Source organism: Dyadobacter psychrophilus, from assembly GCF_900167945.1.
Classification (GTDB): domain Bacteria; phylum Bacteroidota; class Bacteroidia; order Cytophagales; family Spirosomataceae; genus Dyadobacter; species Dyadobacter psychrophilus.
Genome location: NZ_FUZA01000005.1, coordinates 206,132 through 229,813, shown reverse-complemented (window position 1 = coordinate 229,813; position 23,682 = coordinate 206,132). Strand labels below are relative to the sequence as shown.

Annotated in this window: 18 protein-coding genes; 10 read left to right on the top strand and 8 right to left on the bottom strand. The window is 46.8% G+C overall.

Going from position 1 to position 23,682, the window contains the following annotated elements; genetic code table 11:
• Positions 1-12: 12 nt before the first annotated feature.
• Positions 13-2,529 (bottom strand): nitrite reductase large subunit NirB, encoded by a 2,517-nt coding sequence (gene nirB, locus B5X68_RS18940; RefSeq protein WP_082216337.1) that lies wholly within the window; start codon positions 2,527-2,529, stop codon positions 13-15.
• A gap of 275 nt (positions 2,530-2,804) precedes the next feature.
• On the opposite strand from nirB, the gene cobA reads away from it, so the two are divergent.
• The 6 genes from cobA (at position 2,805) to B5X68_RS18910 (ending at position 11,932) form a co-directional block, all read left to right on the top strand.
• Positions 2,805-3,563 (top strand): uroporphyrinogen-III C-methyltransferase, encoded by a 759-nt coding sequence (cobA, locus tag B5X68_RS18935; RefSeq protein ID WP_082216336.1) that lies wholly within the window; start codon positions 2,805-2,807, stop codon positions 3,561-3,563.
• Between the two features lie 32 nt (positions 3,564-3,595).
• Entirely contained in the window at positions 3,596-4,954 is a 1,359-nt protein-coding gene (locus tag B5X68_RS18930; protein ID WP_082216335.1) for an alginate export family protein, read from the top strand.
• Between the two features lie 37 nt (positions 4,955-4,991).
• Positions 4,992-6,299 (top strand): MFS transporter, encoded by a 1,308-nt coding sequence (locus B5X68_RS18925; RefSeq protein ID WP_082216334.1) that lies wholly within the window; start codon positions 4,992-4,994, stop codon positions 6,297-6,299.
• 162 nt (positions 6,300-6,461) lie between these two features.
• Positions 6,462-9,980: a nitrate reductase gene (locus B5X68_RS18920; protein ID WP_082216333.1), complete on the top strand. Its 3,519-nt coding sequence runs from the start codon at positions 6,462-6,464 to the stop codon at positions 9,978-9,980.
• 6 nt (positions 9,981-9,986) lie between these two features.
• Entirely contained in the window at positions 9,987-11,462 is a 1,476-nt protein-coding gene (locus tag B5X68_RS18915) for a rubredoxin (RefSeq protein ID WP_082216332.1), read from the top strand.
• Positions 11,462-11,932 (top strand): nitrate reductase associated protein, encoded by a 471-nt coding sequence (locus B5X68_RS18910; protein ID WP_082216331.1) that lies wholly within the window; start codon positions 11,462-11,464, stop codon positions 11,930-11,932. Before B5X68_RS18915 ends, B5X68_RS18910 begins: the two co-directional genes overlap by 1 nt.
• Before the next feature lie 5 nt (positions 11,933-11,937).
• Here B5X68_RS18910 and B5X68_RS18905 read toward each other — a convergent pair whose 3' ends face one another.
• Positions 11,938-13,263 carry a voltage-gated chloride channel family protein gene (locus tag B5X68_RS18905; protein ID WP_082216330.1) on the bottom strand — a complete coding sequence of 442 codons (1,326 nt, stop codon included), beginning with the start codon at positions 13,261-13,263 and terminating at the stop codon, positions 11,938-11,940.
• Between the two features lie 143 nt (positions 13,264-13,406).
• Between B5X68_RS18905 and B5X68_RS18900 the strand changes: the two genes are divergently transcribed.
• The 3 genes from B5X68_RS18900 to B5X68_RS18890 all read left to right on the top strand — a co-directional run bounded on the left by B5X68_RS18900 (position 13,407) and on the right by B5X68_RS18890 (position 14,608).
• On the top strand, positions 13,407-13,784 hold the full coding sequence (locus B5X68_RS18900) for a nuclear transport factor 2 family protein (protein ID WP_082216329.1): 378 nt from the start codon (positions 13,407-13,409) through the stop codon (positions 13,782-13,784).
• Between the two features lie 138 nt (positions 13,785-13,922).
• Positions 13,923-14,216 (top strand): type II toxin-antitoxin system HigB family toxin, encoded by a 294-nt coding sequence (locus tag B5X68_RS18895; protein WP_082216328.1) that lies wholly within the window; start codon positions 13,923-13,925, stop codon positions 14,214-14,216.
• 20 nt (positions 14,217-14,236) lie between these two features.
• Entirely contained in the window at positions 14,237-14,608 is a 372-nt protein-coding gene (locus B5X68_RS18890) for a helix-turn-helix domain-containing protein (protein ID WP_082216327.1), read from the top strand.
• On the opposite strand, the gene B5X68_RS18885 is transcribed toward B5X68_RS18890, so the two are convergent.
• Genes B5X68_RS18885 through mnmH form a run of 4 tightly spaced genes read right to left on the bottom strand, consistent with a single transcriptional unit; the run spans position 14,609 to position 17,726 of the window.
• The gene (locus tag B5X68_RS18885; protein WP_082216326.1) at positions 14,609-15,124 is read right to left on the bottom strand and encodes a TlpA family protein disulfide reductase; all 516 of its coding nucleotides are present in this window, start codon (positions 15,122-15,124) and stop codon (positions 14,609-14,611) included.
• A gap of 11 nt (positions 15,125-15,135) precedes the next feature.
• Positions 15,136-15,576: a rhodanese-like domain-containing protein gene (locus B5X68_RS18880; RefSeq protein WP_229208487.1), complete on the bottom strand. Its 441-nt coding sequence runs from the start codon at positions 15,574-15,576 to the stop codon at positions 15,136-15,138.
• A 58-nt stretch (positions 15,577-15,634) separates the two neighbouring features.
• Positions 15,635-16,675, bottom strand: coding sequence for a selenide, water dikinase SelD (gene selD / locus B5X68_RS18875; RefSeq protein WP_082216324.1), 1,041 nt, complete (start codon positions 16,673-16,675; stop codon positions 15,635-15,637).
• A 7-nt stretch (positions 16,676-16,682) separates the two neighbouring features.
• Positions 16,683-17,726, bottom strand: coding sequence for a tRNA 2-selenouridine(34) synthase MnmH (gene mnmH / locus B5X68_RS18870; protein WP_082216323.1), 1,044 nt, complete (start codon positions 17,724-17,726; stop codon positions 16,683-16,685).
• A 56-nt stretch (positions 17,727-17,782) separates the two neighbouring features.
• Between mnmH and B5X68_RS18865 the strand changes: the two genes are divergently transcribed.
• On the top strand, positions 17,783-18,583 hold the full coding sequence (locus B5X68_RS18865) for a TspO/MBR family protein (RefSeq protein WP_082216322.1): 801 nt from the start codon (positions 17,783-17,785) through the stop codon (positions 18,581-18,583).
• On the opposite strand, the gene B5X68_RS18860 is transcribed toward B5X68_RS18865, so the two are convergent.
• Positions 18,576-19,733: an acyltransferase family protein gene (locus B5X68_RS18860; protein WP_170916684.1), complete on the bottom strand. Its 1,158-nt coding sequence runs from the start codon at positions 19,731-19,733 to the stop codon at positions 18,576-18,578. The two genes, B5X68_RS18865 and B5X68_RS18860, sit on opposite strands and share 8 nt — an antisense overlap.
• 52 nt (positions 19,734-19,785) lie before the next feature.
• Entirely contained in the window at positions 19,786-23,628 is a 3,843-nt protein-coding gene (locus tag B5X68_RS18855) for a hybrid sensor histidine kinase/response regulator (RefSeq protein ID WP_262485876.1), read from the bottom strand.
• Positions 23,629-23,682: the final 54 nt, after the last annotated feature.

Sequence of the window (23,682 nt, the reverse complement as noted above, 5' to 3'; positions counted from 1 at the left end):
CTTTACAATAATTTAAGCCCACTCTTTGGCTCTTTTTTGATCTCTCATAGTTTCAAAAGCGATAGAAGGGTCCTTCACCGGCGCATTCACAAAGTGCGAGAAGCGTTTTCTCAGCTCGGGATTTTGCACCACTTCTTTCCATTCACACTGGTACACGTCGATCAGCTTCTGCATATCATATTCCAGTTCCTCCGCAATGCCCAGCACGTCATCCACCACAACGGCTTTCAGGTAAGACATGCCGCCCTCCATTTTGTTCAGCCACGTTGCCGTACGGGTAAGCGGGTCAGCGGTTTTGATATAAAACATTAAGAATCTATCAATCAGCTTCAAACAAGTTTCTTTATCTACATCCGTCGCGAGTAATTGTGCGTGCTGTGGTTTGGAGCCTCCGTTGCCGCAGACGTATAAATTCCAGCCTTTTTCGGTTGCTATTATGCCAAAATCCTTGCTTTGCGCCTCCGCACATTCTCTCACACAACCAGAGACCGCCGATTTCAGCTTATGCGGCGACCGCAAGCCTTTGTAACGATCTTCCACTTCGATGGCGAATGTTACCGAGTCCTGCACTCCAAACCGGCACCAGGTTGATCCCACGCAGCTTTTCACCGTTCTTAATGACTTTCCGTATGCATGGCCGCTTTCAAACCCGGCGTCAATCAGCTGCTCCCAGATATCCGGGAGATCATTCAAATGCGCACCGAACAAGTCAATCCTCTGGCCGCCTGTAATTTTGGTATACAGATTATATTGCTGGGCAACCTGGCCGATGATAATCAGCTTTTCAGGCGTGATCTCTCCACCCGGAATCCGTGGCACTACAGAATACGTTCCTCCTTTTTGAATGTTGGCCAGGTAACGGTCATTGGAATCCTGGATCATTGCGCGGTCCTTCTGCAGAATATTTTCATTCCACAGACTCGCCAGCAACGATGCCACAAGCGGCTTGCATACCTCACACCCATCGCCTTTTCCGAATTCATTCAGCACAGCGCCGTAAGTTTTGGCACCATTCATTTTGACGAGATCCAACAATTCCTGTCTCGAATAGTCAAAATGCTCACACACCACATTGCGGACGTAAATGCCATTTTGCTTCATAACGCCCGAAATGATATCCTTCACCATCGGCACGCAGCCGCCACAGCCGGTTCCGGCTTTGCAGGATTTTTTCAAAGCGTCCATGGTATGATTGCCTTTTTCACTCACTTCGTGACAGATCATGCCTTTGGTAACCGCCTCGCAAGAGCAGATCAGCGCGTCGTCCGGGAAGCCCATTACGCCAGCACCTGCTTCTTCGCCCCCACGAGAACCCAATATCAGATCCTCAGAATCGGGCGGCAGGATGGTTTTGCTTTTACAGGTTTGCAAAAGCATATTATATTGTTCGGCGTCGCCAACGAGGATTCCCCCCAGCAGCGTTTTACCGTCCTGGCTTACATTGATTCTTTTATAAACACCTTTGGCTTTGTTCTCGTAACGAATGGTTTTGCAAGCAGGCTCTTCGATAAAAGGATCACCGAAACTGGCTACATCCGTTCCGATGAGCTTCAATTTCGTGGACATATCAAAAGGCATAAACTCTTTTTCACCGCCCAATAACAATGTTGCAACCACTTCGGCCATTTCATAGCCCGGCGCAATAAGCCCGTATATCATATGATGGGCCAATGCACATTCACCGATTGCGAAGATGCTGGGATCCGAAGTTTGAAGCTGGTTATTAACCACTATGCCGCCGCGCGGGTGCGTTTCGAGCCCGGCAATTTTGGCAAGCTCGTCACGCGGGCGAATTCCCGCAGAAATAACCAGCATATCCACGTCCAACAGGCTGTTATCATTGAATTGCATGCCTTCGATGCAATCCCCACCTACAATTTCCTGCGTGCTCTTAGCAAGGTGTATTTGTAGCCCCAATGACTCCAACTGATTTTGCAAGATCCGCGAACCGGCTTCGTCAATCTGCCGGGGCATTAATCTGGAAGCAAATTCCACCACGTGTGCTTCCTGCAAACCAAGATCCAATAATGCTTTTGCTGCCTCCAGACCTAGCAAACCACCACCTAACACAGCGCCCTTTTTGGCTTTACGGGCATAAGACTGGATCAGTTCAAGATCTTCAATAGTCCTGTATACAAACACACCATCCTTTTCCACGCCGGGAATGGAAGGAACAAACGCACCCGAGCCTGTTGCCATGATCAGATAGTCATAGTATACTATATGACCATGATGTGATCGCACCAACTTTTCTTCCCTGTCAATGTCCACAACGGGATCGGAAAGGAACAGCCTGATCCCATTGTCGGCATACCAGTCGGGAGTTGCCAATGTAAGGTCATCCGCCGTTTTCCCAGCGAAATATTCGCTTAAATGCACCCGATCGTATGCCACGCGTGGCTCTTCTCCGAATAAAGTGAGGGTGATTTGCTGATCACTTTTTTTCTTGGCGAGCAACTTTTCACAGAATTTGTAGCCTACCATACCATTGCCTATCACAACAATATGGGTGTTTGATATAGTATTCATAGTAAATAATAACTATTAATTTGTGAAAACATTATTATTTTGTTGTATTATTTCAATATTAAGCCAATATTTCTTCCTTTCTTGTCAGTCAAAATTAAATCGCATTTATTCCATTTCCTAATTTTATATTTGCAATTATAGCTAAAACTAAACATAAATATTGGCAAAAGCATTGTTTTGTAAAATATTGCTCCTAATTTTGAACCAATAAATCATATAGTTACAAAATACTATATATAGTACATTTCCAATATTCACTCTATTATATATAAGAGATGGAAGCAAAACTGACACTCGTGGGCGCCGGACCTGGCAACGGAGAATTGATCACATTAAAAGGGATCAGGGCAATTAAGGAAGCGGATGTGATTCTTTATGATGAATTGGCCAATGTCGAGATCCTGGATTTTGCTCCGGCACACGCATTGAAAATGTATGTTGGGAAAAAAGTGGGTAACCCTTCTTTCTCGCAGGAAGAGATCAACGGACTGATCGTACGCCTGGCCCGTAAGCGTGGCCATGTGGTGCGCTTGAAAGGCGGCGACTCATTTGTATTCGGTCGCGGTCACGAGGAAATGGAATATGCTCGGGAACATGGCGTTGCCTGCGAAGTGGTGCCGGGGGTTTCCAGCTGCATTGCGGTTCCTGCTTCTATGGAAATTCCGGTGACGCGCCGTGGCGTGAGCGAAAGCTTCTGGGTGATAACCGGAACCACGCAAAATGGCGAACTGTCTGAGGACCTTCGACTGGCGGCTCAGTCAAAAGCAACGGTGATTGTTTTGATGGGATTAAGCAAAGTGAACGAGATATGTGCACTATACAAACACTTCGGGCGCGGGCACTTGCCCATGGCAGTGATCCAGAACGGCACCCGCCCCGATGAAAAAAGCGTGATGGGACAGGTTTGGGAGATCCCCCGCCTTGTGAAAGAGCATAACATAGGCACGCCCGCCATTATGATCATGGGCGAAGTGGTGGCTTTGCATCCCTCCTACGCGATGGAATATCTGCAAAGCATGCAATTGGTTTCCTGAAATACCGGCTTACTCAACTAACCTATCATCACATGAAAACAAATCTTTACCTCCTTTTGCTGGTTACAGCAGGTTTTTGCCTGCTTTACTCACGCAATGCACATGCGCAGTTCAGCTTGTCGGGCCAGTTGCGGACGCGCTCGGAATTGCTGCACGGGCAAGGCTCGCCATTATCCAAATCGGATAAGCCAGCGTTTTTCACTTCCCAGCGAACACGGCTTAACGCTGGTTACAAAGGTTACCGGACACAGTTTTTCGTTGCTGTTCAGGATGTCAGGGTTTGGGGACAAGATGCTTCTACCAATAACCGCATTACCAATCCGGCACTGAATGGATTAATGCTACATGAAGCATGGGGCGAAATCAGTTTGCTGGACACGAACCAAACCAAGCTGGGGAAAGAATTTGCATTAAAGATCGGTCGGCAGGAATTGCTTTACGATGACAGCCGCCTGCTGGGAAATCTGGATTGGCTGCAACAAGCGCGCCGTCACGATGCAGCATTGTTGAAATATGGATCTAATGGTTTTACTGCCCACATTGGAATTGCGTATAACCAAAACCGTGAGCTTCGGACAGGCACTTTGTATGATGGTGTTCCAAATGGTTATGCTGCCGGGACAAACGGCATCGGCACAATGTACAAATCCATGCAGTTTGCCTATTTGGGTAAAAAACTTAAACAGGGAAATGTTTCTTTCCTGGTTCTGAAAGATGATTTTCAGAAATTTGCTATCGATACCGCAGGTGTGAAAACAGTTAAAAACGGCACTAACAAGCGGGTAACTTTCGGACCTTATCTGCAAACGAAATTAGGAAAAGCCTGGAATTTGACGGCGAGCGCCTACTATCAGACTGGAAAAGACAAGGACGGCAAATCGATGAATGCCTATATGTATTCGGTTCGCGGAATGTATGGAATGAGCCAGGTATTCTCCATCGGACCGGGCTTCGACTACACTTCCGGAACTGCCAATGGTTCCAGCAAAAACAGGACTTTTGATCCGCTATACGGCACGCCACACAAGTTTTGGGGCCAGATGGATTATTTTTATGCAGCCAATGGTTTTGGAAAGGGCGGCCTGGCAGATTTTTATATCAACAGCGTAATTAAAGCTTCGGAAAGGCTGTCCATAGCCATTGATCTGCATCAGTTTTCGAGTTCAGCCACCATTCGTAACACAAAAGACGAGAAGCTTTCGGCCAATTTCGGTGAAGAGCTCGATATCATTGCCACTTATAATCTGACCAAAACCATCAGTTTCCAGGGCGGTTACTGCACATTCTTGCCAACGAGCAGCCTGGCGCAGGTGAAGGCTGTCAAAGATCCCCAGAAAATGGCCAATTGGGCTTATCTGATGATCAATATCAAACCTGAATTCCTGAAATAAGCATTTCAAAAACACCATATCAAAACTCCTGATTACTATGGAAACGACCAACAAGCCGCTTGAAAAGTTGAATATTTTCAGTTTCAAAGGCGTACAAATGCGCACATTCCACTTGACATGGATGGCCTTTTTCCTCTGCTTTTTCGGCTGGTTCGGACTGGCGCCGCTGATGACCGTTGTGAAAACAGATCTGGGTTTGACCAAAGGCCAGATTGGTAACATTATCATTGCATCCGTCGCTGCAACCGTCGTAGCGCGCATCGCCATCGGAAAATTATGCGATACCTGGGGGCCGCGCAAAACCTATGCAGCATTGATGGGCATTTGTTCTATTCCCGTAATGACAGTCGGACTTGTGCATTCCTATGAAGGCTTCCTGCTGTTCCGTCTTGCCATAGGCGTGATCGGTGCATCATTTGTAATCACACAATATCACACTTCGGTCATGTTCGATAAAAAAATCGTGGGCACGGCCAATGCGGTGGCAGGCGGCTGGGGAAACCTGGGCGGCGGCATCACGAACATGGTTATGCCATTGGTTTTCGCAGGATTTGTAGGAATGGGTTATTTGCCCGAATCGGCCTGGAGAATCGCGATGGTGATTCCAGGCGTGTTCTTGTTCGTTTTTGCTTTTGTCTATTACCGCTTTACCAAAGATACACCGGCGGGAAATTTTGAAGATCTTGAAATTGCCAACCCAAAAGCCGTAAAGGCAAAGGGCACATTGGCCATAGCGATGAAAGATCCAAGAACCTGGGGCCTTTTCCTTGCCTATGGAGCGTGTTTTGGAATAGAAATCACCTTTGATAACGTTGCCGCACTTTACTTTTTCGAAAACTTCGAAACGTCCCTCGCCACTGCCGGAATCCTGGCCGGAGCATTTGGGTTCATGAATATTTTCGCAAGAGCTGTTGGCGGCATTGTGGCTGATAAAGTCGGTAATAAATACGGCATGATCGGCAAAGGAAAGTTGCTGGCACTTTTGCTCGCTTGTGAGGGAATCGGCATTGCATTGTTTGCCCAAAGCGGAAGCATTGTTGCCGCGGTGGTTACGATGTTGTGTTTCGCGATGTTTTTGAAAATGGCCAATGGTGTTACTTACGCAATTGTGCCTTTTATCAATCAAAAAGCGATTGGTTCTGTGAGCGGGATTGTGGGTGCGGGCGGCAATGTAGGAGCTGTTTTAGCAGGGTTTTTATTCAAATCCAGCGAAATCACCTACTCGCAGGCATTCATGTATATCGGCGTCGCCATCGCCTGCATCGCAGCCGTGGTGGCCTTGATCAATTTTGACAAAACAAGAAGTGTGGTTACCGAAGGTGCACTGGAACCCGCCGAGGCGTAAAAAGCAGCGACGCATTATTAACAGACGAAATTCACAAGTCGGGCATATCGCAAAATACCCTAAATCCCTGAAGGGACTTTTGCCTGGCTCTTGTGGGTGACTTGCTACAAAAAAGCCCCCTTTAGGGGGTTGGGGGCAACAAGCTTTTTTTATCATCAACCTATGAAAACATTCAAATCAACTTGCTGTTACTGCGGCGTAGGCTGCGGGGTTGTGGTCACGAAGGAGGGGAACGGGCAACTGAGCTTGGAGGGTGATAAGGAGCATCCTTCAAACAAGGGAATGTTGTGCTCTAAGGGCATGAACCTGCATTATACGGTTATGGACCAGTCGGACCGGCTGCTGTATCCCCAAATGCGGCTCAACCGATCGATGCCCATGCAGCGCACGAGCTGGGACGATGCTCTGGAACGGACAGCGGCAGTTTTCAAGACATTGATCAAGAAATTCGGCCCGGATTCTGTTGCGTTTTACGTGTCGGGGCAGTGCCTTACGGAGGAATACTATCTGGTTAACAAGCTCATCAAGGGCTTTATAGGTTCCAATAACATTGATACCAACTCGCGGCTTTGCATGAGCTCGGCCGTGGTGGGTTATAAGCTGGCACTGGGCGAGGACAGCGTGCCGGTTTGCTACGACGACATCGAGGCGGCCGATGTCATCTTTGTGACCGGCGCAAATCCCGCCTGGTGCCATCCCATTATCTGGCGGCGCGTGGAGGCGCATAAAGCGGCCAATCCGCACGTTAAGATCATCTGCGTTGATCCGCGCAAAACGGACACTTCCCGCTCTTCAGACCTGCATTTGCAGATCGCGCCGGGCACAGACATTGTGCTTAATAATGCCATAGGAAGGGTTTTAATTGAAAAAAATTACATTGACCACGAATTCATCGCCGCGCATACAGACGGATTTTCAGATTTCCAGGAAAAAGTAATGCAACGCACCATTGCAGAAGCCGCTGAACTTTGCGGAATCGATGTTGCAGACATTTACACAGCTGCCCAATGGATCGGTGCGTCGAAAGGCTTTTTGTCATTCTGGACAATGGGGCTTAATCAATCGGTGATTGGCGTGAATAAAAACTTGTCGCTCATTAACCTGCATCTGATAACCGGGAAAATCGGCAAACCGGGCAATGGGCCTTTTTCGCTAACCGGACAACCGAATGCCATGGGCGGACGCGAAACGGGCGGACTGGCAAACATGCTCCCGGGACACCGGGAAATTGTGAATGCCGAACATCGCGCCGAGATGGAGCAATTCTGGAATACACCGGTCAAAATTGCCAACAAGCCCGGCCTGACCGCCACGGAAATGTTCGAAGCGTTGGCCGACGATAAACTCAAAGCGATCTGGATCATTAATACGAACCCGCTCGTGAGCATGCCCGACATTAATGTTGCCGAAGCCGCACTGAACAAGTCGCGGTTTGTGGTGGTTCAGGATATTTCGAACCGGGCAGATACGGTGAAATTCGCGGATGTGGTGCTTCCTGCGGCCGCCTGGCTGGAAAAAGAAGGAACGATGACGAATGCGGAAAGACGCATTACGCATTTGCCCAAAGCCATCGACGCACCCGGAGAGGCGTTGCCGGACGCAGAAATTATCTGGCGATTCGCGGAAAAAATGGGCTTTGGCGAATCATTTAATTATAAAAATACTTCCGAGGTCTACGACGAATACACCGCCTGCACCGCAGGAACGACCATTGACGTAACCGGCGTAAATTACCAACTTCTGAAAAACAACAGAAGCATTCAATGGCCCCTGACCACATCTTTTAAAAACAACAAAACACCAGTAACAGGTACAAAACGGCTATTCACCGACCACCAATTCCACACCAAAAATAAAAAAGCACAAATCCACGCAGTAGCCGATGAAAACACCTCCGAACCCACAACGCCAGATTATCCGTTGGTTTTAACAACCGGCAGAATACGCGACCAATGGCACACCATGACCAAAACGGGCCGCGTAGCGAAATTAAACCAGCACACACCACAACCTTTTTTACAACTTCATCCCGAAGATGCAAAAAACCGAAACATTAAGGAGGGACAACTGGCGGTGATCAAAAGCCGGCGCGGCGAAGTGCGGGTGAAGGTGAACATTACGGAAGATGTCCGGCCGGGCCTTTGTTTTTTACCGATGCATTGGGGCAAAATATTGGGGAGTAACCTAGGCAGGGCCAATAATCTGACCAACAATCTGGTCGACCCAAAATCCAAAGAACCCGATTTCAAGTTCTCAGCAGTGGAGGTTACTTTGTATAAAAAACCTGTTGAAAAGATCGTTATCATTGGTGCAGGCTCGGCTGGACTGGGTTTTATCAACTCCTATCGCACCCTAAATCAGGAGGATGAAATTCATGTGTTTTCAAGGGAGATTTACCCGTTCTATAACCGCGTGATGCTTCCCGACTACATCAGCGGCGTACAGCATTGGGAGCAGTTGGTAAAATTGCGTGAAGATCAGTTTGAGGAAAACAACATTATTGTTCACAAAGGCACTTCCATTGTTCATATTGACAGGAACAACAAAACTGTTGTCGATAGCAACGGCCAGGAACACACATACGACAAGCTGATACTCGGCATGGGCAGTAGGGCTTTCATGCCAAAAGGCGTTCCGGAGCTGCCGGGCATTTTCAATATGCGCTCCCGTTTGGATGCTGATTCATTGATGCCATTTTTAAAACAGCCTGCCCCGCACGCCGTTATAGTAGGCGGCGGAATCCTAGGCCTTGAACTCGCAGCATCTTTCCGCGAAATGAATGTAAAAGTGAGCGTGATCCAGCGCAGCGGCCGTTTCATGGAACGCCAGCTCGATCCGCTTGCGAGTGAGTTATTATACCAGGAATTGATGGACCGTGGCATTGAAACTTATTTCAATGACGAAGTAGCCACATTCAGCGGTCAGGAAAAAGTGGAAGGAATTCGCTTAAAATCGGGGCGGAAGATCCAGTGTGACGTGGTGATCCTGGCGATTGGCACGGTGCCGGTGATTGAGCTTGCGCAGGAAGCCGGGTTGGATTGCAAACGCGGCGTTGTAGTCAATGATTATTTGCAAACTTCTGATCCTGACATTTATGCGGCGGGCGAGATTGCAGAATGGAACGGGCAGATGTGGGGCATTACGCTGGCCGCCGAGCAGCAGGCAGAGGTCATCGCGAAATATGTGGCCGGCGACATTTCCCAACCCTATAAAGGCAGCACGTCTATGAACATCCTGAAAATGGAGGGTTTACAGCTTTGCAGCATTGGCCTAACCGATGTTCCAAACAATGATCCGGCTTACGAGCAGATCGTTTTCATAGATAAATCGAAGCGTTATTACAAAAAATGCATTGTACACCGCGACAAACTGGTAGGTGCCATTTTAGTTGGAGATAAAAATGAGTTTTTGGAATATAGGGATCTGATATCCAACTCCATAGAGCTTTCAGAAAAGCGCCTGCAATTACTGCGGGCCAGCCAGAAAGTGGAGCCTTTGGAGGGAAAATTGGTCTGCTCGTGCAACAATGTGGGCCAGGGAAACCTGGAACGCGCAATAGCAAGCGGTTGCAGCGATTTTCAGACGTTATGCCAGCGCACAGGTGCGGGAACGGGTTGCGGCTCATGCCGGCCGGAAGTGAGGAGTATTTTGGAAAAAGCAACCGAAGCAACATTAGTCTAAACGCCGATGAGAGACTATTATAACATTAAAATCAACTTGCCGGGAGGCATCGCGTCGCCGGGCTATCTCAAAGACATTCTGACGGCGGCCTGGAATGCGAATGTGCGCAAAGTGCGTTTCGGATCGCGGCAGCAACTGCTTATGTCGGTGTTTTATGAGGATATGCGCTTTTTGGAAAAAGACTTGAAAAAGAGCGGCATTTTTTACGAAATGAATACCGACCGCCAGCCCAACATTGTCAGTTCCTATTGCGGTGAGGAGGTTTTCAGAACGGGGCAATGGCTTAATGCGAACGAGTATCATTCCGTGCTCGACACATTTGATTACGATCCCGCGTTGAAGATCAACATTTCCGATTCCAACCAGAGCTTTACACCTTTTTTTACCGGTAATCTTAACTTCATATCTTCACCCGAGCCACACTTCTGGTATTTGTATGTGCGTAACAAACAAACGAATACGGTTTATAAATGGAATGATCTGGTTTATACAAATGAGATCGGCAGACTTGCAAAAGTGATCGAAGGTTGCATGCTTTCAGGCGACTGCTGCGGAGCGGAAAGTTTGCATGAAGCTGTGCAGAAAAAGATCCGGTATGTATCACAACCAGCTTTGCAAGACCTGGAATTGCCTTCATTCACACTTCCCTACTATGAGGGTTTCAACCGTTATGAATCCCGAACCTGGCTCGGTCTTTATCGCCGGGATGAGCAATTTCCAATTGAGTTTCTACTAGACGCTTGTGCGTTATGTCTTAAAACACGGATTGGGGAAATCTGCATTACACCCTGGAAATCACTGGTAATTAAGGGAATAGAGGATCAGTATCGCGCGGATTGGAGCAACATTCTGGGTAAACATAACATTAATGTGCGGCACGCGGCTAACGAGCTGGCATGGCAAACGGAAGACCATAATGAGGACGGAGCGAGCCTTAAAAATGACCTGATCCATTATTTTGATAAAAATGACATGCGGACTTTCGGACTCTGTTTTGGCATACAAACCAAAGCAAAATCGGAAGTTTTCGGGAGTGTATTGATTAAAAAGCGCCCGTTATTGCAGATTGGGCAGTTGTCGATGTTTCATGTTTATGACATTTATTACACCGAAAACTTCAATCCAAATAGTCGGACCCAGCTGCTTTTTGAGAAAGGTCTATATAAGATCCATGTGGCCGCACAGCTCGAAAAACTTTGCAGAAGGTTCAACAACCAGCGTTCCAGGGAAAATTTTAAAGTATCATTGCAGGAGACGGATGAAACGAAACTGGCAATCAAAATCGTCGAGTTCATTTACCAATGTCCTGATTGCCTGACTGTTTACGATCCCGAATATGGTGATGCGACACAGAACATCGCTCCCGGAACTGCATTTGAAGATCTGCCGGAAACTTATTGTTGCGCATTGTGCGACGCCGGCAAAGCAACAATGATCGCCACTGAATTGAACAAATCAACATTATCAGAACTTCCAGCTTGATGAAAACGCTTGAAATAGGAACCCAATACTTCCGGTTTGAAAATGATTTCGTAAATAATCTGCGGTGTATCCCTATGATTGTCAGATACAAGCTGGATTCGTGCCGCATTAAGCTCCAACTCGCCGACTGGGCGAAACTCAATTTTGAAGAAAAAGCGCAGCTGGCTGAACTGCCTTGCCAGTTTCCGCACGATATCGAAGCATATGGCCATTATGTGAATGCATTGGTTTGGAAATACACCGGCCAATATCCATCTGTTTTGAAACAAGTCGCAGACAGCTGGAATGAAACGCACGAAATTCCGGCCGAGGTCAAGGAAAAAGCGAGCGAATTTGCTTGCCCGCAGCTCACAATGGAACAATGGAAAAACCTGGAAACGCTGCAAAGGTTTGCCTTGGTAAAATTGGGTAGATCCGGTCATGAAGGAAAAAACTTCCCGGTTGCATTCAGCGAGTTTGGGTTAATGTAGGGCTATCACTTATCCCCGTTTCGCTTCTTGATCGCAGCGCGCAGATCGGAAAGCCTTTTTCCAGCATGCCGGCCATATAGTAAATGCTTGGGCTGCCCCACTAATTGAGCGCTGTAAATTCCCCGGTGGCCTGAGAAAAAATACGCGACAACGCATGCAAGCGCGACATAAACGCCACAAGAAGCTCCGAAAAGTTCGATTGCCATAATCGTGCACGCAAGCGGCGTATTAGCGGCCCCTGCGAAAACAGCTACGAAACCCATTCCGGCCAGCAATGCTGTTGGCAGTGGAATAAAATAGGAAAGAAAACTGCCTAATGTTGCTCCAATAAAAAACAGCGGCGTCACTTCCCCTCCTTTGAATGCAGCGCCAAGCGTTACAGCAGTGAAGAGAATTTTTAATGCAAAATCGTAAGCGGGTAATTGTTCAGAAAACGACTCGACTATTACCGGAATCCCCAATCCAATGTACCGCGTAGTCCCCATTCCAAAAACCGCCAGAGCCACAATGGCACCGCCCACCACCGGCCGTAATGGAGGAAAGCTGATTTTTTCTTTAAAAATGCCTCCCAAATAATGTGTTAATGAAGCAAATAAGAGCGCGCAAATTCCAAAAATACCGCCAGCTAAAACGGCGTAGATCAAATTCGCCGGCGAAATTTCGGGAACAAAAGGAATCTGGTAATGCGTATGCCCCACGCGCCAGGCCCTGGTTGTCATATCGGCCACCACCGAGGCAATAAATGCCGGAATCAACGCATCATAGCGTAACCTGCCGATCAGAAACACCTCAATTCCAAATATTGCCCCAGCTAATGGCGTCCCGAATACGGAGCCGAAACCGGCTGCTATGCCAGCAATAATGACCAATTTTCTGTCTCGCGGACGCAGTCTGAAAAGATGGGTAAACTGGTCGGCAATGGAGCCGCCGATTTGCAATGCGGTGCCTTCCCTCCCAGCCGATCCTCCGAACAAATGTGTTGCTACGGTGCCAACCAGAATGAATGGAGCCATTTTCAGGGAAATAATAGCGGAGGGGCGGTTGATGTTTTCCAGCAAAAGGTTGTTTCCCGCTTCAACATCTTTTCCCCAGAAATAATACATACAGCCGATCACAAAACCGGCAACCGGCAGTAGTGTAATGATCCAGCGATGACCTTCGCGCACGTTTGTCGCCCAGTCCAGCGATACCAGGAATAAGGCAGAAGCCGAGCCCGCAAGCACACCGATCAGACTGGCGATCACCAGCCATTTTCCGGTGTAGAAAATAATGGGGAAGCTTCGGAAAAGCGGGACAAGATTCCTGGGAATGCGTATGCGGTTACTTGACATTTTTGGCTCGGAAACACCATTTCTGGATTGGCACCAAAGTTATATGTTTTGTTTTGGAATGTGAGTCACTGGCTCGCAAGTGCGATGAATTGAGGGGATTTCTTATATTTATGGCTCCCTGGATCCATATTAATCATCATGCTATGAAAGATCGTGAAATAATTATTTCAAATTATGTAACTGCTTATAACAATTTCGATGTCGACGGAATGGTCGCGGACTTTGATGACAACATTGTATTTGAAAATATGGTGAATGACGAAGTGACGATGGAATTGAATGGCATTGAAGAGTTCCGGAACCAGGCAGAGCAGGCCATTGATCTTTTCTCGTCCCGCCAGCAGACCATTAACAAATTCATCCACAACGAAAACTGGTCGGAGATTGAAATCGAATATTATGCTGTTTTGGCAGTGGATTTACCCAACGGCCTGAAAAAAGGCGACGAACTTGACATGACAGGCAAGTCCGTCTTCGAATTTTCAGAGAATAAGATTGTTCGGTTGACGGATATTAGTTGATCTTTTTGCGCTTCCTTCTTTTTCTTTCCGTTAAGACAAATATCTGTTTCAAAAAAGTTGGCAAATAACCAACTTTTCATACCTTCGTGTATCAACATGCTCCATCTAATGTGAAAAAACATCAACTAGTTCAGGAACATGGTAATCATTCAATTACGCAAAATATCCGATTTCGCACATAAACATTCTGATTCAGGAAAAAGCCTGGCGGTCTGGAAGACGGTAGTAGAAGAAGCTAATTGGCGGAAGAGCAGTGACGTTTTACAAGATTTTCCAAGAGCAAAGATACTCAGTAACAAACGAGCTCAATTTAAGATCGTCGGAAACAAATATCGGCTCGTTGTTGAGGTTGACTATGAAGATCAGATCGTTGAGATCAGGTTCATAGGAACACATTCTGATTATGATGAGATCAATGCGGAAACAGTTTAATATCAAATACACAACTACTTATGAAAACACAATGGTTTTTAATCGATAATGATGGCGACTACGAGCTGGCGCTTGCCCGTTATCAGGAAGTGAAGGATGCCGTGAAAAATAGCGACGAGCATAAGGAAAAGCTCTTGCTTGTTCACCTTATTTCTGAGTTTGAAAAGATCGGTGCTAATCTGCCGGAAGTTGATCCGATTGAACTTATCAAAATCAGAATGAACGACTTTGGCTACAAATCGGCTGATCTGGCAAAGGAATATGGCGATAAAGGAACGGTTAGCAAGGTTTTGAATTACAAACAGGCGCTATCCCTAACTATGATCCGCAAATTCAGCAGGCTGCTGCGCATCCCTGTTGAAGCTTTGACCCACGAGTACGAATTACGTTAATTACTTACCGAGCCCCTCAGCAATCGCATCTTCCAGCTCTTTGCCGTGCAGATTTACCCCTATGATCGTTCCTTCCTTATCCAGTAACACGTTGAACGGCAGCGCGTCGATCTCGTAGGTTTTAGCGATGGGGGATGTCCAGAATTTGAGGTCGCTTACCTGGATCCATTTCAGATTGTATTTCTTTACAATTGCTTTCCAGGCAGGCTTCTTGCTATCCAGCGAGACACCGAATATTTCAAATTCTTTTTCCGCGTTTCCTGACTTATTGAATTGATTATAAACCTTTTTGAGCTCCGGTTGCTCCTCCACGCACGGCGCGCACCAGCTGGCCCAAAAATCGACTAAAACTACTTTGCCTTTTTGAGATGACAGCGCAATTTCTGTTCCGTCCAATGCAGGAAGTGTTATTTCAGGTGCTTTTTCCCCAACCCTGATCTTGCCTTCCTGCGCCTTCACCCCGACATGAGTAAACAACGCAACGCACACTACTAACTTACTGAAAATCAATTTCATGCACTCAAATATTAGTTAACAGGATAACCCGGATCGATCCAATTGGTTTTGATGTTTTTGGGCACATCCAACAGCTTCGCTTTGGCAAAACCCTTTTCCTTGATCAGGCTAAATGCCGGGCGAATGTTTGGACATTTATCGAACGGGCAACATCCGCAATAAAGGACCACTTCGCGGTTCTTGTTTTCCTTGGAAAGCATTTTTTCCAGCTTCTTGATATTGTCTTTTTCCTTACCGGGACCCACGTCCACCGAACCTTTGATCACAGCCTGTGGTCCAATGTTGATAATCAGGGGCTTCTCGGCCTTTGGGTTATTAATAATGTCGGCCAATTCTTTGGTTTGCATTAATTGCGACTCGGTCCAGGGCTCAGCTTTGGTTTGCGCCTGAGACGCGAAGCCCAGCAGGGCCAGTGAGAAAATGAGCAGATATTTGGTGATATTTTTCATCATTATTTTAGGTTATACGGTTTAAAATCCAGAAATCCGCGAGTTTAGCTTGGTTGCCTTTTTATCGCACTGTGATCAGCGGCCCGTCGTGTAAGGGTTCAAGCCATCCGAAAGATATCAGGTTATTGCCAAGAACTGCCATTGTTCTTTCGAAATCCTGCGCATGTTCGTCACTAACTGCAACGAGCAAACCGCCGCTAGTCTGCGGATCGGCAAGAATATATTTTTGAAGATCAGTCAACGGCCCTACCTTTTGCCCATAGCTCGCCAGATTTCTTTTTGTGCCTCCCGGAAAACATTGCTGTTCCAGATAAAAAGATAGCGAGTCGATCACGGGCACTTTATCAAATTCAATAACGGCCGATAATCCGCTTCCCTCGCACATTTCGGAAAGGTGACCCAACAACCCAAAACCGGTAACGTCTGTCATGGCTTCGACGCCGTCCATTCTCGCAAAAGTTTCTCCGAGTATGTTAAGTTTCACCATGCTGTTCAAAGCGATCTCGGCGTCTTCCGGGGCCAATATACCCTTTTTTTGTGCGGTTGAGAGTATTCCTACGCCCAGTGCCTTGGTCAGGTATAACCGGCAGCCTGCCTTTGCGGTGGAGTTTTGTTTAAGATGCTCAATGCTGACCAAACCACTGACAGCCAGACCAAAAACGGGTTCCGGGCAATCAATGCTGTGTCCGCCAGCTAATGTGATGCCTGCTTCTGCGCAAATCGCACGTGAGCCTTCCAGTACACGCTGTGCTACTTCGGGAGCGAGTTTGTCGATCGGCCAGCCTAGGATCGCGATGGCCAGCACGGGATTTCCGCCCATTGCGTACACATCGCTTATCGCATTGGCGGACGCAATTCGGCCAAAATCGTACGCATCGTCGACAATCGGCATAAAGAAGTCAGTAGTAGAAATGAGCGCTGTCCCGTTGCCAAGATCAAGAACGGCCGCATCGTCACGCTTGTCGTTTCCTACGAGCAAGCGCGGATCTGCCAGCGCAACGACCGGACTGTGCAGGATTTTGTCCAAAATGGCCGGGCTGATCTTGCAGCCGCATCCGGCCCCATGCGAATATTGTGTGAGTTTTATAGTTGTCGTATCCATTGTGTTCCTATGCCTGCACAGTGGCCGGGATAGTGTTGGTGAAATTTAAAATTTGCTTTGCATTTTCAGCTGTTTCCTCACTCTCAATGACGATCGAAAGCACCTTTTCAGCATTCCTTTTGGCCATATCCTTCCGATAGGTTTTGTCGTAATAAACGAGCACGATACGAATAAAACCTTCCATATCACCCTCATTGATGGCCGCAATTGCTTGTTTCGTTTGCAATGGTCCGAGCCTTTTGTGAATACGGTCAGTGCAGGTGATCAAAAATTCTTTATCAAGCAGGCCGTATTCCAATGTTAATGTTTTGACGCGTTGTTCCAGATCCACATGGATATCGATCAGCGTAGCGTTGCTCATTTGATCGAAAAGCGGTGTTGGAATTGTCAGTTTGCCAATGTTTCTGCTTTCATCCTCTACCCACAGGCGTTTTGAACCATCCATATCTTTCAATTGGAAAGCCAGGTTGTTTTCAAATTGCTCCTGGGTAGGCTGGATCATTTTGTTCATCGTGCCATATGAAGAGCCTTGATGCTGCGCAAGATGTTCCAGATCAATCACTTGCTCACCAAGCGACGTCAGTTCATGCAAAATTCTTGTCTTTCCCGACCCTGTCCTTCCTCCCAATACCAATAGCGCAGCAGGTTGCAGAAACTGGTCCAGCGCAAACCTTCTGAAACTTTTATAACCGCCTTCAATCAGGTAAACTTCAAAACCGTAGAGATTCAATGCCCAAGCCATTGCACCGCTACGCATGCCGCCACGCCAGCAATGTACGGCGATCTTTTTGCCCGGTGCGACCTCTAAGGCATGTTTGATAAAGCCTGACCATTTGGAACCCGTCAGATCAAACCCCAACAATATCGCTTCTTCCCGCCCAACCTGCTTGTAAGTGGTGCCAACCAAAACCCGCTCTTCGTTGCTGAATAATGGCAAATTGAATGCGCCGGGAATATGCCCATGCTCAAATTCGGCAGGCGTACGCACATCGGCGAGCGGAATGCTGTCTGGCAAAAGAAAAAATTCGTTGACCGATATGGTTCTGATCATGTTGGCACAGGCTTTGCAGGTTTCAGTTTATCTTATAAAAATCAGATCTTCCGTTTATGACAAAGACATTGCAAATAGCGAATATACTGGCATTAATCGTGACAGTAATCATGAATTACTTATCAAATACAGGCATTTTTAATGATAATACCATGGCCACTGTTTCGGCCGAATACCAAAATTTCTTCACGCCTTCCGGTTATGCATTCTCCATTTGGGGTGTGATCTACATTGGTCTGGCAGCGTTTGTAATCTATCAAAGCAGTGGTTTATTCAATGATAAAAAGGCGCCGGATGTTGTAGATAAGATCGGGTGGCTTTTTGTGGTTTCCTGCATTGCCAATTGTTTATGGATCTTGGCCTGGCTTTATGATTACACCGGTGCTTCGGTGCTCATTATGACGCTGTTGCTCGCCTCATTGCTGGGAATTGTGTTGCGGACGCGCATGGAAATGGACCTGATAACCATGAAGAAGATTGCGTTTGAATGGTGGCCTTTTGCATTATATCTGGGCTGGATAACCGTTGCATTAATCGCGAACATGGCTGCCTATCTGACAAAAATCGGATGGGACGGTTTTGGAATTTCTGCAAGCGCCTGGACAGTTATTATGATCTGTATTGCGGGATTTGTGCAGCTATTCCTAACCTGGAACCGCAACTTGCGTGAAGCAGCTATGGTAGGTGCCTGGGGCCTTGCCGCAGTTGCCGTAGCAAACTGGAATGAAAACCAGGCAATTGCCTTTACAGCAGTTGCCGTGGTTGCGGTAATCCTGATCAGCAACGGTGTACATGCTTACATGAACAGGGGTAAGCATTATTTGATCAAACAAAATGGCGTGACGGTGGCTAAATAACTTTGTTAACGCCTGGAATCTTGATAGCAATATGGCCGATCAAAAAGCTAAAAACAATGCCTAATGGGGTTACGAGCACCAGTTTCAGGGCGGGATCAACGGGCCATGTCCTCAGTAAAAGCGCGAGTACAATAAGCACCAACGGATGTAAAATATAGACGGCGAATGCGCAGCGCGACATTTTGCTGAGAAATGCATTGGGTGCGTTCAAATGTTCCTTGCTGTAGGCGAGTAGCGCAACCATAATGCACACGCCAGTAATTTGTTCCCAAAAAGCATAGAATGCAGCTTCGCCATGCAATCCGCCGCTGAACCATTCCAGCGGGTTATCAAAAATGATCTTAATGGCATAGACAATTGGAAAACCAATAAAGATCATGCAGAGCGCTATGGTCTTTATCGGCTTATATTGATCGGGATTAAGCTGGTCCAGCCATTTACTTTCGGCGGCGGCAATGCCGACCATAAAAACAGCAATGTATTGTGGAAAATGACCCAATTGAAATCCAACCGGATCCAAAACCCATCCAACAGGAAAGCCAAGCCTGACAATGAAACTGACAACGGCCAGTGCTGCTCCCAGACGCAGAATATTTTTCACGGCTGGCATAGGCCAGATGTCGGGCGCGGATTTAGCAATGCCTTTCCAACCTGCATAAACGAGGCTGAAAAGCAGCAGCGCCACAACAAACCACAAAACCCCGACGCTAATCCAGCCGTCGTAACCAGACAAGAACTGCATAAATGTAATGTGATGCTCCCCTTCATAATAATAGACCAGGTAATTCATCACCGGCGCCAGTATGAAGGAGTAAAACAGCAGCGGGATGCCCAATCTGAAAAACCGGTCTTTAATGAAAACGGCAGCACCTTTTTTCTTGTAGGATGCCGGAATGAACAAAGCGGACAGGAAGAAGAAAAAGCCCATAAAATAGGACTGGTTCACGGCGACAAACATTGTCATAGCCATAATAGCGCTGGTAATGCTCGTTTTTTCCGAATAATACCAACCACCCGGCGCGCCGTAGGTGACGAATGCATGATGTGCGACCACCAGGGCCGTCAGCAGCACTTTCAGATAGTCAATGTAAACGATCTTGCTTCCAGGATGATCGGGAATGAGGGCGGCTGGCGGAGTTGAGAAAGACATTTTTTCATGGTTATGGCTAAAATTCCAAGATACAAAAAGCTTGCGAAAAATGTCAGGCCCGGGAATCAACGGGAAGCTGATGGATCTTCTCATGTGCTTTTTTAAGCACATCCTTAATTATTTCCAGCTTCATCGGCTTGGCCATATAATCGTCCATGCCGTTGTTTAGACAGTTATTCCTGTCTTCGGTCATGGCATTAGCGGTCAAAGCTACGATGTACGGCAATGTGCTATGATTTTTCCGGATGATTTTGGTTGCTTCCAAGCCATCCATAACGGGCATTTGCAGGTCCATCAAGATCACATCATAAGCTATCAAAGCTAATTTTTCAATCGCCTGCAAACCATTCTCGGCCATATGAATTTCGTAACCAAGCTTTTTGAGAACGTAATCGATAAATTTCTGATTCACCAGATTGTCTTCGGCAACCAGTATTTTTAGCGGAAATTGGGTTGAAAAATCGTTTTCTAGCATTCGTTTTTCAGGTTCTGATTTGGACGGAAGGTCTTGTTGACGTGCTAATTTTGCATTCTTTTCGGTATATCCAGTGGTAATATAAAAATGAAAAGATGACCCCTTGCCATACTCGCTTTCCACACGGATAGAGCCGTTCATTAACCGGATCAGTCGCTCACAGATCACGAGACCAAGCCCGGTGCCTCCATACATGCGGTTCACGGATGAATCGACCTGTGAAAATGGTTTGAAAAGATTATTCAAATTCTCCGGCTTAATGCCAATCCCCGTATCCCTGACCGTAAAACCAACGTCGATTTCGCCGTATTCGGCTGGTGTAAAAGGATGAATGTGCAGGTAAACTTCTCCCCGGCTCGTGAATTTGATCGCATTATTGATCAGGTTTGTTAAAATCTGTTTTAACCTCGCACTATCGCCGATGAGAAAGTCAGGCACGCCCGGTTCAATATAATAGAGCAGGTCAATGTGCTGTTTTGCAGCTTGCAAAGAAAAAAGGTCCATGATTTCTTCGATCGTCTGCCGCAGTTCGAATTCGTGTGCTTCCAGATCGATTTTACCCGATTCTATTTTCGAGAAATCCAGAATGTCGTTGATCACATTTACCAAAGTTTCCCCACAGGTTGCAATGATTTTTGTATAATCCTGCTGTTCCTCAGTCAATTCCGTTTCCGAAAGCAAGGCGGTCATGCCAATGACACCGTTCATCGGGGTCCTGATCTCATGGCTCATTGTGGCCAGGAAAATGCTTTTTGCCTGGTTGGCGCGCTCCGCTTCATCCCGCGCAAACTGCGCCTGCTCATGCTGTTCGTGCAACTCTTCGGTCTGCACGCGCAGCTCCTCGGATTGCGATTGCAATTCTTCGTTCAAAGCTTGCAAATGATCTGCCTGTGCATGCAATTCCTCAGCCTGCTTCTGCACGGTCGCGGTGCGTTCTTCGACTAATTTTTCCAGAGTAGCCTTTTGTCTGATAATGTTATTAACACGATGGCGATATAGCAGGTAAATTGCCCATGCTGTAACGAAAACCGACAACAACCTAAACCACCATGTTACCCAAAATGGTGGCGTAATGATAATGTTCAGGCTGTTTTGGCCCATGATCCATGCGCCCGAAATATTTTGTGCCTTGACTTTGAACATATAATTTCCGGGCGGCAGATTGGTGTAAACGGCGGTATTGCCATTGCCCACATAATTCCAGTTTTTGTCAAACCCTTCCAGTGAATAAGCATAGCTCTTTTGGGAAGATGTAAAATCAAGTGCAGCGAAGGTCAGTGCAATGAAGGATTGGTCGTGCGCAAGTGTGATGGTCCGTGCCTTTGAAATTTCCTGAGGCAAGAGGAAAGTATATCCATCCGGATCCGCCTCCGCTTCGTCGCGGTTGAAGACCCTAAAACTAGTCAGTACGATCGGATAAGCGCCGCTTCCTCCGCTGATCTGCCTCGGATTGATTTTATTAAAACCATTCACCCCACCAAAATACAATGTGCCATCCCTGTCTTTATAAGCAGATTTTTGCTTAAATTCTCTGGCTTGCAAACCATGTTCAACGGTGAAATTTTGAAATTTTTCCAACTTTTTATCAAATCGGGAGAGTCCGCTTACGGTGCTTATCCACAACATACCCATATCGTCCTCGATTACCGCTTCGGTAACATTGCTGATCATTCCCTGCTGGGTCGTGTATTTTTTAAACTTGCCTGTTTGGGGTTCAAAACGGATGAGTCCCCGCAAAGTTGACAGCCACAAAATGCCCTGCTTATCTTCCACGATGCAATTGATCGCGCTATTAAAAACGCGTTCGCTGTCACTCACCCGAAATTTCGTAAATGTGTCGGTCTGAGGGTCATAGCGATTCAACTGGCCCTCGTCCGTGCCTATCCACAGGTTGCCCCTGCGATCCGTGAAGAAACAATTAATGGTGTTGTCTGAAAGCGTTTTGGAATTGGTAAGATCGCTGAGATAATGTTTAAACTGTCTGGTTAGCGGATCATAAACGTCCAGTCCCTCACCATAAGTGCTTAACCAGATTTTGTTGTCGGGGGTCCGCGCTATCGCGTATACATTATTGGAATACAAAGAGTTAACATCGCCCTCTTTGTGTTTCAAAACAGTAAACCGCTTTGTTTCCGGATCAAAAACATTCAATCCGTTTCCCCATGTTCCTATCCAAAGTTTACCTTCATGATCAGGAACGATCGCCAAAATGTAGTCGCCAGAAATACCCGATTTTTGCTGGCGGAAAGCGCTGAATTTTTGTGTTTTCCTATCCATCAAATTCAATCCGCCGCCATCTGTCCCGATCCAGAGATTGCGATCTTTGTCTTCGAAAAAACAAAGCACAAAATCGTTGGAAAGACTGTTTTCAGACGAATTGTGCTGGTAATGTATGAAGCTGTTGTTGCTTTTATAAACGCTCAGCCCGGCGCTGTAAATACCCAGCCAAAAGTTATTTTGCCGGTCTTTATAAATGCAGTCCACCGAATTTCCGGCCACGCTGCTTCTGTCCACTTCATCGTGCCCATAAGCATCGAAAGTCCAGTTTTGTGTATTCAGTATATTCAGCCCGCCGTTTTCCGTGCCAACCCAGATTTCGCCCAGGTTCTCGTTGATGCTCGTAATGTTGTTATTGGAAAGTGATACAGCATCATTCGGATTATTTTTAAACCGCCGGAATGTGCCATCGCCGGGTTGAAAAAGATTGAGTCCGGAACCATACGTGCCCACCCAAATCCTGTTTTTACTATCCTGAAAAACAGCCCGCACGTCGTTGCCCGACAGGCTTTTTTCATTGCTATCCGTTACAAACCTCCTGAATAGCCCGGTTTTCCTGTCGAGCAAGCTCAATCCTTGCGAAGTTCCGGCCCAGATGTTGTTTTGCGCATCGCAAAAAACGGTGTTTACGTTGTTGTCAGCCAGGCTCTGACTGCTTTTTTCGTCAGATTTATAGTGTTTCAATAAAGTCCGGCTGATCGGATCAAAAACATCCATGCCGCCGGTTGTAGCGATCCAGAGCTTTTCATTTTTATCAAAAACAATTTTGTTGACGTAAGCGCCTGAAATGGTTTTCGGATCATTTTCAACAAAAGTGTATTTAGAAAAAACACCCTTGTCCGGGTCAAACACATTGACGCCTCCGCCGCTGGTTGCGATCCAGATCCTGCCCGATTTGTCCTCGGCCAACGCAGTTACAAAATCGTTACTGATGCTGTTTTTGTCCTTTTCATCGTTTTTGTAAACCCTGAACTCATGGCCGTCATAACGGTGCAGGCCTCCATTCGTCCCAATCCAGATGAAGCCTGTTTTGTCCTGCATTACGCAGTTCACATTATTATTCAAAAGACCATTTTCAGCGGAAAGGTGTCGAAAGTGCAGCGGTTTATTTTGTGAGAAGGCGTTTAATGCAATCACTTGCATTAGCATAAGGAAAACAAAACAGTAAAAAGTCAACTTCATCAGGCCGAAGGCGTA